Genomic DNA, 9,879 nt, shown 5'->3' with positions numbered 1-9,879 from the left:
AGACATTCTCCACAATCGGACTCCCCTACTAACACACAAGACTCCGCCCTCCTGTGTCGCCCGGCGTCAGCCATGCGGCCCTCCAACCAAACCGTGCCCCCCCTCCCCCATCGGGGTGACACAGACTTGCGGCAGGCCCGGAACGCCGGAGCCGAAGAATGTGGGTCAGCCTCGCCCGAACCTCTCCCGGGCATGCTGACGCTGCCAGTAACCATTCTTCGGAAGCTCGATCCCCCTCGCAAGACAACGCTTGCGCACCGCGTTGTCGGAGACCCCCAACTCCGCCCCGAGTGCCCGCAGAGGCTTCTCCCACACCAGCCGAGACAACACCTTGTCTGTGGGCCAGTCATCAAAGCCCTGACCGGCGGGCAGCTCGACCTCGACCCCCTCCAGAGACTCCGGTGTCAGGGACCAGTAAGCCTCCACCTCCTGAGGGTCTTCAACCACATCCCGGTAATGGCTGTCGATCATCGCACGGGAGGTCCCGTTGTTGAAGGCCGTGTGAGCCTCGTCCCGGTCACGCTCCAACTGGTAACTGATCGAAGTGTGGCGGATGATGTCCTGAACCCATACCTCGGCACCCGTAGCCTTTTTGAGAGACTTCATTTTGTAGGTGCTTCCCGCAGGTAAACCGTCAAAGGGATACTTGGATAACCAGTTTTTTAGGATATCAGGCAAGGGTACACGACGGTTCATCTTGCGACGAAGCTTGCCCCCGGTAACAACGATGAACTCGTCCCTGATGTTGCTCGGCTTCAGATCTTCAATCTCACTCGGACGCAACCCGGCAAAGATTCCAATCGCCACCACCGGAGCCATGATTCCCTCCTGATAGAGCAAGGCTGCCCGTAGCAGCCTCCGGACCTCCTCAAACCTCAGGATCCTCACCGGCGAGGAGTCCGCAGGCAGGGAGTCCAGGCGTGAACAAGGGTTCTCAAGACAGTGATGCCGCCGTACGCACCAGTTGAAAAAGGTGTTCAGACCCCGCCGATATGTCTTCTGGGTGTTGAGGTTCTTATACTTACTCAGCAACGACTCCAGTTCCCGAAGACCGATCCGGTGGACCAGAGTGTTCGGGTCAAGCCGTTGCAGAAGCTTCAGAGAGGACTCATAATGAGAGAGAGTCTTGGGACGGGCATGCTCCTTCCCCCCGAGAAAACGGGTAATGGCGGTCGTGACAGACACCTCCTCCAACTCGGGACGGTAATGCTTGAGCAGATACTCCACCGCCTGATCCAGCGACAGGTGCATCCGGGCACTAACGGTTTCCTCCAGTTTGAGGTAATGGGAGACGATTTCGCCCAGAGCCCTTCCCTTGGTCAGGCCGCGGGCTACTTCGGCATCACTGAGTTCCTCCCGGCTCAGTGATGTTCGCTGAAGTTGATAGTCCGCCACCTGCCCACTGGCCTCATTTTCAATCTTGGCCCGATATTCGTAGGCGTCTGCCTTGATCTTAAACCGCTTACGCTCACGCCTACCATCGGGCCAGTACCCATCAAGCCGCCACAACTTGCGCCCCGATGCTGCTGTGATAAGCGTAACCCTGAAACGTTCATCTTTTTTGGGGCGAGCCATACCCGAGTTTTAGGCATTATTTTAGGCAACAGTCAAACCATGAGCTACGTATAAATTCATTAAATATTTATAAACAATGAAATAAGAATAAAAATAAACTGATTTGGGAGCAGAGGGTCGGAGGTTCGAATCCTCTCACCCCGACCACTTTATTTGAGCGGTTTTTGCTTATGATCGAGGCCGGAGAGAATCCTCTTGCAAGATCCTAAGGCCAAGAAAATCCACCCAGATTCAGGTAAATCCAGCGCCCCGCTTCTTGCCCCACGAGAAAAATGGACGGCTTGCCCAGAGGTATTGTAGCATACAAAGCAACTGACCATTAAAGAAAGCAACGGCGTCTGCGAGGGGCACACGCTCTCTTCCGCACCCACGCGGATGCGATTGGCAAGATAACCGGTCCCGAGACTCTCTACTTAAGACCGAGTGTCGCGTTCCGCCGAATCAGATCAAACCGCTGCTCCAGCGAGCGGCGTGTGCTAAGTGCGTCCGGGGGGGTATTCAGGCACCAGTCCACCAGTTGCTCCAGTGTCGTGCGAACGACATGGCAGCGCGTATCGGAACTCCCGTAGTAGAGCAAAACCGTGCGGGGTTCATCGGGCAGTTGCACCCAACCGTTGGTGAAAGTCACATTGGAGACATCGCCGCTGAACTCCTCGCCAAAGGGTGCGAGGAAGTAGCCGCCCGGACGCGCAATGACCCTGGAGGGGTCATCCAGCGCAGTCATGAAAGCGTAGAGCACATAGCGTAAACCGGACGCGCAAGCCCGCACCCCGTGGGCCATGTGCAGCCAGCCTGCGGGGGTTTTCAGCGGGGCCGGGCCCTGCCCGTTTTTCGACTCCTTGACTGTGTGGTAGGCGCGCTCCTCGATGATACGCTCCGGCCCGGTCTTACCGGTGGTAATGTCCGGGCAGAGCGTCCAGCCGATGCCACCGCCACTGCCGACGTCGATAAAGCCATCCATCGGACGGGTATAAAACGCATACTGCCCGTCGATGAACTCTGGATGCAGGACCACGTTGCGTTGCTGCGAAGCCGGAGTCCGAAGGTTGGGCAGGCGCTCCCAGTGCTTCATGTCCTTGGTCCTCACGATACCGGCCACAGCCACAGCCGAGGACAAATCGGACGACGCTGCGCGGGGATCGCGCGACTCCGCGCAAAAGACCCCGTAGTGCCAGCCGTCTTCATGAGCTGTGATGCGCATGTCGTAAACATTGGTTTCTCCCTCAATCTCCGGCAGGTCAAGCGGCTCCGGCCAGAAACGGAAGCCATCAATCCCGTTGTCCGATTGCGCAATGGCAAAGAAACTCTTGCGGTCGTAGCCCTCGACGCGCACCACGAGGCATACCTTTCCGTTCCAGAGAAAAGCGCCCGGGTTAAAGGCCGCATTGACGCCAAGCCGCTCCATGAAGAACGGATTACGTGCCGGGTCAAAATCGTAACGCCACTCCAGCGGCACATGGCGAGCCGTCACGACCGGGTAGCAAAAGCGCTCGAAAACGCCATTGTCCCAATCTTCGTTGACCGGGTTGGGCCGCCCGATCAGCGACTCGTAATTGGCGCGCACCGTGCGCACCCGCTCAAGAAATGACTCCGACGCAACATTCGCGGAAAGGTTCGATGTGTGGTTCATGGCAAATTGATTCTTAAATTTTTAAACTGGGTAATGGTTCCGCCCTACTCTTTTACGCGTGAGAATCTCAGGCTGACCACTTCGTAGGGCTTGAAGGTAATCCGGTCGCCCACGCCGCGCACCTCATCCTCGCCGATGGTGGTCTGTCCGACCGACCAGCCCTCGGCCATCCGAATGCCGAGCACCCCGCGACGACCACCGACTTCATGCAAGCGCAGTATCCAGTCTCCTCCGACGCAGGGCTTCGCCCAACACGGCACCAGCGTATTCGCCCCCTCAAGCGCCTCAACCACCGGCGGCAACGCCTCTCCGGTGTAGAACATAGGCGGAGTAAACAAGGTGTCGGCCAGGCTGGCTGGTTGTTGCGCCAGCGGCAGTTCCGTATCGTAGCACCCGACCGCAAGCCGGATATGGTGCGTCCCCAGATCGCTGTACGCGCCGGGTGTTTCGAGACGCGACAACTCCGCGCTCCAGGCGGCACTGTGTCCGTCGTAGCCCGTGACTGTGGGGCTGCGCACGAGGCTGACGCCGACCGCGCCATCGCGCACCGTGGCCCCGTACTTGGCCTCGCTGACAAGGAAGAGCCCTTCGCGCTCGCCCTCGTCAAACACCGCCAGGTAGCGGCTGAACGGAACTTCCCACATCGCCTCCGTCCGCAGAGAGTCCGACACCTGGCCGCGCAGCACACTGCCGTAGGGAATGCCAAAGCGGGCATTCGTGGCCCCGTAGCCGGTGGGGAACAAGAGCTTGAGCAAGTGCATCGGCTCCTGCCAGTCCAGCTCGACCCCGATATGCACAAGCCCGCTGCCGCCCTCCAGCATGAAGCTCAAGCTGGCCGTGCTGTTTTTGCCAACCTTGCGGGTCACGCGGAATCCGGCGCGATGCTCGCCCTCAACCACCGGGGTGATCTCCGCCCGGGCGCTGCATACCTCGCCCAATGACAACGTGTGGCGATCAATGTCCCATGCCTCGAAGTTGGCCGGGTAGTCGGGATAAATCACCAGCTTGCCCAGCGGTTCGCTCATCGGGACGTTCACACCGTCCCAGACAAGATGGTCGATCCAACCCGAAGCGTTCAGGCGTAGCTCAACCAATCCGTTGGAGACAGATTTGCCCTTTATCTTCACGGGGGACGGCAACGGCGCGAGCGCCTCGGCTACCGGCGTCCCGCTCAAGGCGGGCAGGTGGACGAACACCGGCTCCTCCGCGCTCTCCACCTTCACCCACGCGTGAACGTCCACGCCGTGCGGATTGAAAAGGCATTCGCCGCCCTCGTCCGAAGTGAGCGCCCGCAGCGCCTGCTCACGCTGGCCCGCCGCCTCCGCCTCAAGCTCGGGCAGCCCTTCGAGGTAAACGTCCCAGACGGAACTGCCGGGGATGTAGTCGTGAAACTGCGCGAAGACCAGGCGCTTCCAGGCGTGTTCGCAGTCCAGCCTCTTGCCCGTGGCCGTCGCCACGGCTTCGGCCAGTTGCAGCTCGCGTTCCAGTTTGCGGAAAGTCGCCTTGAGATTCGCGTGCGTCGTGCTCGTTCCCCGGTGATACTCCAGGTAGCACTCGCCCTGATGGATAGGCAACTGCTCGCGCACCGACTCCAGCCGTTCAAAGAAAGCCTCCGGGTGATCCCAGGTGATCGACGGCATGCCGGGCAAATCGCCCAACCTGCGCGCCCGTTCCAGCATCTCGTCGGTCACGCCGCCGCCGCCATCGCCGTAGCCGGTGGGCAGGAGATACTCGGGGTGAATCGCCGCCTGCAAGTTCGCATTCATCGGAGCACGCACGTTGGGCACTGTCATGTGCGTCACGTAGCCGGACTCCTGTGTGACATGAACCAGCGTCTGCGAGCCGTCGTTACCGCGCCAGATGAAACTGCTGTACGGGAAGCGGTTGACAGCGTTCCAGGTCATTTTGGTGGTAAAGAAATAATCGACTCCGGTCTGGCTCATGATCTGCGGCAGGCAGGCGCAGTAGCCGAAAACATCCGGCAACCAGGTCAGCCGCGAAGGTTGCCCGTTGATGCGCCGGAAGCCCTCCTGTCCGAGCAGGAAACTACGGGCCAGCGCCTCTCCGCAGGCGAGCATCGTATCGGATTCCACATACATCGCCCCGGTCGCCTGCCAGCGCTTGGAGCGGATGCGTTTCTCCACCTGCTTATAGAACTCCGGTTCGCGCTTTTCGACCGCCTCGTAACTGGCGGGCTGGCTGTAGGCGAAGCGGAACTCCGGATACTCGTCCATCAGCCGGTTGGCGGTGGCGAAAATATTCACCGCCTTCAGTTCGCTCATCCGCTCCGGCCAGATCCAGACGAGGTCCAGATGCGCGTGGCCGGTCAGCACACAGCGGGCAAACGACTTGTCCACCCGTACCTTGTCATACAGGGCGGCAAGCTCCCGGCGCAGCGCTCCGATCCCCTCAAGGTCATACGCGTCAACCGCGTCGTTCATGCCCTGAAAAAGAATTCTCAGCACCGGGCTCATCGTATTCATCGGCGGCTGCAACCCGAACGCCTCCGGACTGACCGGGGCCTGTGAGTCTTCGCCGTGACGCAAGTCCTGCGCGACATCCACGAGGCACTTCAGGTCGTGATAAGCGGCCCAGGCCTCCTCATCACGAGCAGTCACATAGGCCTCTTCAAAAAAACTTCCACCCGGCTGCATGGCTTTCGCGTCCGGGTGCCAGATCGCGCTCTGGATGCAACTGGACTGCACCCAGACCTCTCTCACCCCTTTCGGCAGACGGCAGTAGCGGTGCGCCACATTGAAACCGAAGTACGGTTGATCGTTCACATAGAGAGTTGCCTCGCCCTGATCGTACCAGTGCAACCAGGTGTTTTTACCAGCGGCCTGCGGCAGCGTTACCCGGCACCAGCGCTGGTCGTACTGTCGCCCCCAGTACGAGCGGGGCGCGACCGGAGCGAGCTCTTGCTTTTTGCCCTCGGCCAGCGACATCTGAACCGGCACGGGCTCGGAAGCCTCCACCGGCACCTCGCGTTTATCCACCCAGATGGCCGCAGCAAGGCGGCGCAAGGCAGCGTCCAGCCGGTTGGGAATTAATTGATAGAGGTGGTCTTTGCGGAGCATGGTATAAAGCGTAGTGCAGGCTCAGACCTCACCATGTTGTGGGTCGATACGTGTTGGTCAGATTGGCCTGATTCAGTGTTTTCATTCAAAGGTTGGTCAAAAATCGGCATGGCAGTTATCCCGTCACCATTGCCCACGACGGGCTTCAAGTTCCTCACGGATGGTGGACATGCGCGTGCGCGAAAGCGGGTAAACGGCCAGGAACAACACGGCCAGCCCGAGGAAGACAATGGGGGTCAGCAGATAGAGCCAGACCATGTTGCGCAGCACCTCCTCGGGCTGGGAAGCCAGCGAAACATCAAAGCCCGAAAGCTCCAGAAACAGCCCGCTCGCCCCCGTGGCGCAAGCCAGCGCCGCCTTGATAAACCAGGAGAAAAAGGCATTGAGGGCTCCCTCACGACGGCGCCTGGTCCTGGTCTCGTCGTAGTCGGCCACATCCGCCTTCATCGAGGGCAGGAACAGCCAGATCGCCGCAATCGTGCCCGACTGCATCACCGCCGGAAGGATCTGAAGGTAGGGCATGTCCGGCCGCAGACAGAAGTAGTACATCAGGTGCCCGGCCATCCCGCCGATAATGAGCAGCACCATGACCAGCCGCTTGTCGAGCCGCTCACTCATCCAGGTCCACAGCGGAATTGTCGCCAGCCCAACGGCGAACATCGCGGTGTATTTCCACCCTTCGATGATCGAGGCGTCGGCGATGTCACCGTTGTTGATGACGTAAATATTCACATACTGCCCGAGGCTCGCGACGGACATGTTTCCAATGACGACAAAGAACGCCACCGCGATCAGGCACCACATAGGCCCGCACCGGAACGACTCCCGAATACTCTGCCAGAAGGGGTCGCGCGGCTGATGGCTGGTTTCCTTCTCATAATAGCGCTCCTTGACAAAGAGCGCGGGCAGAAGCCCCAGCACCAGGATCAGCGCTGCGATCACCCAGCTTGAGACCTTCATCCCATGCACGATGTCAGCCTCTCCCGTCTCCGGGTCGGCAAAGAGCGAGCAACTCATGAACGCCATGACCCAACCGCCGGCCACCCCGACGATTTTCCCCCAGAACGTCATCCACGCGGTCAGCCGCGTGCGCTCGTCGTAGTTCGGGGTCAGCTCCATTTGCAGGCCGTAGTAGGGCATCGACCAGACTGTGAAAACCGTGCAGAACGCGAGGCTGATCGCCAGCAGGAGGCCGAAGGCAACATTCGATCCGTACTCCATCGGCACGCGCCACAACAGCGGGTAAAGGCACGCCGTCAGGATCGCCCCGACAAACATGAAAGGCCGCCGCCGGCCCCAACGCGTGCGGGCATTGTCAGAAAGGTTTCCCACCAGCGGGTCGGTCAGCGCATCCCAGATTCTCAGCACCATCAGGACCAGCCCGACCAGCACCGGATTCATGCCCAGCCCGATATTGAAGAAGGGCATCCAGAGCGTTCCGAGCGTGAGTCCGGTCGCGAGAAAGTCCATCTGCCCTCCGAGGCTGAAGGCAATTTTCTGTCGGAACGGGATCCGGTCGGAAACGGGTATCTGCATGTGAGATAAAGTTAAAAGGTGACGAACGCCAACACCTGCCCAGCTCCGGAAAAAAGCGTCGAGCGCTCCCCTCCGGGCCGAACCACCATCACGGGTTGCCCCACTCCAGCCTAAAGCGAAAGACACTGTCGCCCGCGTACCACATCGGGAAGTTGGTTCCCCAGATGTTGTTATAAAGATTGAAGGCCAACGCGCCCCGCGTGCCGGGGACTCGCGGATTAAAGTCCAACAACTGCCCCTTCTCCGGGGCGACCAGCACCGCATCGGACGAGGTGACCGTCACGTCTCCGCCCTTAGCCAGTCCGTCGATGCCATGCAGTTGGCGGTTACCGCCGGGGACGACATCGGCCGGGTCCACCCAATGGCCGAGCTTGCGCAGTTGCCAGTGCGCCCCCGTTTGCAGGCGCGGGTGAAGCTGGAACCACAGGGCCTGCGGCAAGCGGCTGGCGCGCTGCCCGTAGAGCTCCAGTCGCAGCGCCAACTCATGCTCCCCGGTCGCGGCGACTTCCAGCATCGCCCGCTCCGGCGCGCCCAGCCGGTGGGCAGCCGCCGGGAAACACAGGTGCAGACGCGCGCGCAACCCGTCGCGGGAACGCTCAAGCTCCGTCAGACTCGGGTGAAAAACGTCCGCCCGTACCGTTGCCCGCAGTCCGGGCTTGGTAAAATCCTTGCGCGACCAATCCGCCTCCTCGCGGATGTACTGGCGATAAAAACGCTCGTAGTCGGCCTTGCCGAAGGTCTGAAAACTCAACGCCGCCAACGGTTTCTTCCCGACCGAAAGCGTCCTTCCTTCCCCGGCCCGGCTCCGCAACTGCGAGATCGTCCCCGCCGTCGCATTTACCCCAAGTTCGAAGGTACCGACTGCCAGCGACTCATCGGGGGAGGCGCTTGTCCAGCCGGAGGTCCGGCTAAGCCCAATCGGCTTGAGCGTCTTCAGCCCGGCATTCGCTTCTTTGCGCAGGTCGGCAGGAAGCGTCCGAAGCGCGGCGATCAGGTAGGCGCGTTGTTCGCGCCAGGATCGCTCCACCTTTTTAAAATTGGCCGCCTCACGGGCCTTCTCAAATGCGGCCGGTGAATAGTCGCGCCAGTTTTTCAGGTGCGTCTTCAAATCCATGCCCCAGGTGTGCTCGGCGGTGAGCAGCAACTGCTCTCCGAAGCCAAGATCAACATCGCCCCCTTCGGCCAGTTGGCCGGAGGCGATCCACTTGCGCCGCAACGCGCAGAGCATGCGGAAGCGGGCGGTTTTCTGCGGGTCCGTTCCGATCCCGTGAATCCAGGTATCGCCGATTTCCGATGTCACCACGGGTAGCCCGGCCCGTTTTTTCCAGAGGGCGTCGGCCACCACATCGATCCCGCCGGGCCGCAGCCGGGCACCCGGAAAACGCTTTTCAAGGTTCGCGTAAACGGCGTCGATCTGGCCGGGGTGCTGCGGGCCGAGGTTGTCACCAGTCAGGTTGACGCACAGCGCCCGGCCTCCCGGCAGCATCGTGACCCCGCCATAGTCCGCCTCGTAGATCACGACGATCTCATGGCGCCCGCAACGCCAGCGGAATACCGGCGGCACGGTCGGCACCGTCGAAGCGGGATTAACCCCGATGTGCAGCAGGCGCACCCCGGCCTCGGCCAGCAGCGGCACGATGCCAATGGTATGGCCCGGCACGTCGGTCAGCTTCGCCGCACGGGTGGACCGCCCGAAGCGCTGGTCCAACCGTTGCGAATAGCTCAATCCGAGCCGGAAGAGGCTCGCGTCCATCAACTCCGCGTGCGCGGTAAAGGGCAAGGCGTGCCAGTGAAAGTCGCCCTCTGCAATGGCTTCCTCCATCCGGCGACGACCACTGGCGGGCGCATCTTCCAGGTAGCGCCATGCCAGCCACGAGCCCGTCGTCCAGACAAAGCGATGCGGCTGGTGCCGGGTGCGCCGCGCCAGTTCCAGCGCTGCCGGGATATAATCCCGCAGGTAGCTTCGCAATACCCGCGACGCCAGATCGGTGAAACCGATGTCGAGGTGAGTCTTGAAGACAACACCGACCTCGCGAGTACTGGAAGCGGTAACGGGCATTT

General features: G+C 60.9%; 5 protein-coding genes. All 5 read right to left on the bottom strand.

Features of this window, described 5'->3' with window-relative positions:
- Positions 1-165: 165 nt before the first annotated feature.
- Positions 166-1,575 (bottom strand): tyrosine-type recombinase/integrase, encoded by a 1,410-nt coding sequence (locus H5P28_RS15085; RefSeq protein WP_185676397.1) that lies wholly within the window; start codon positions 1,573-1,575, stop codon positions 166-168.
- 409 nt (positions 1,576-1,984) lie between these two features.
- Positions 1,985-3,205, bottom strand: a complete 1,221-nt coding sequence (locus tag H5P28_RS15080) for a glycoside hydrolase family 130 protein (protein WP_185676539.1) — start codon at positions 3,203-3,205, stop codon at positions 1,985-1,987.
- A 44-nt stretch (positions 3,206-3,249) separates the two neighbouring features.
- Positions 3,250-6,282 carry an alpha-mannosidase gene (locus H5P28_RS15075; protein ID WP_185676538.1) on the bottom strand — a complete coding sequence of 1,011 codons (3,033 nt, stop codon included), beginning with the start codon at positions 6,280-6,282 and terminating at the stop codon, positions 3,250-3,252.
- A gap of 123 nt (positions 6,283-6,405) precedes the next feature.
- Positions 6,406-7,818, bottom strand: coding sequence for an MFS transporter (locus H5P28_RS15070; protein WP_185676537.1), 1,413 nt, complete (start codon positions 7,816-7,818; stop codon positions 6,406-6,408).
- Positions 7,819-7,906: 88 nt separating this feature from the next.
- On the bottom strand, positions 7,907-9,877 hold the full coding sequence (locus tag H5P28_RS15065) for a DUF5054 domain-containing protein (RefSeq protein ID WP_185676536.1): 1,971 nt from the start codon (positions 9,875-9,877) through the stop codon (positions 7,907-7,909).
- Positions 9,878-9,879: the final 2 nt, after the last annotated feature.

Origin of the sequence: Ruficoccus amylovorans (assembly GCF_014230085.1) — a bacterium.
Classification (GTDB): Bacteria; Verrucomicrobiota; Verrucomicrobiia; order Opitutales; family Cerasicoccaceae; genus Ruficoccus; species Ruficoccus amylovorans.
This window is presented reverse-complemented; position numbering and strand designations above follow the sequence as displayed.

Excerpts from the sequence above, each read along its gene's own strand:
- H5P28_RS15085 (WP_185676397.1), bottom strand. The coding sequence starts at position 1,575 with ATGGCTCGCCCCAAAAAAGATGAACGTTTCAGGGTTACGCTTATCACA.
- H5P28_RS15080 (WP_185676539.1), bottom strand. The coding sequence starts at position 3,205 with ATGAACCACACATCGAACCTTTCCGCGAATGTTGCGTCGGAGTCATTT.
- H5P28_RS15075 (WP_185676538.1), bottom strand. The coding sequence starts at position 6,282 with ATGCTCCGCAAAGACCACCTCTATCAATTAATTCCCAACCGGCTGGAC.
- H5P28_RS15070 (WP_185676537.1), bottom strand. The coding sequence starts at position 7,818 with ATGCAGATACCCGTTTCCGACCGGATCCCGTTCCGACAGAAAATTGCC.
- H5P28_RS15065 (WP_185676536.1), bottom strand. The coding sequence starts at position 9,877 with ATGCCCGTTACCGCTTCCAGTACTCGCGAGGTCGGTGTTGTCTTCAAG.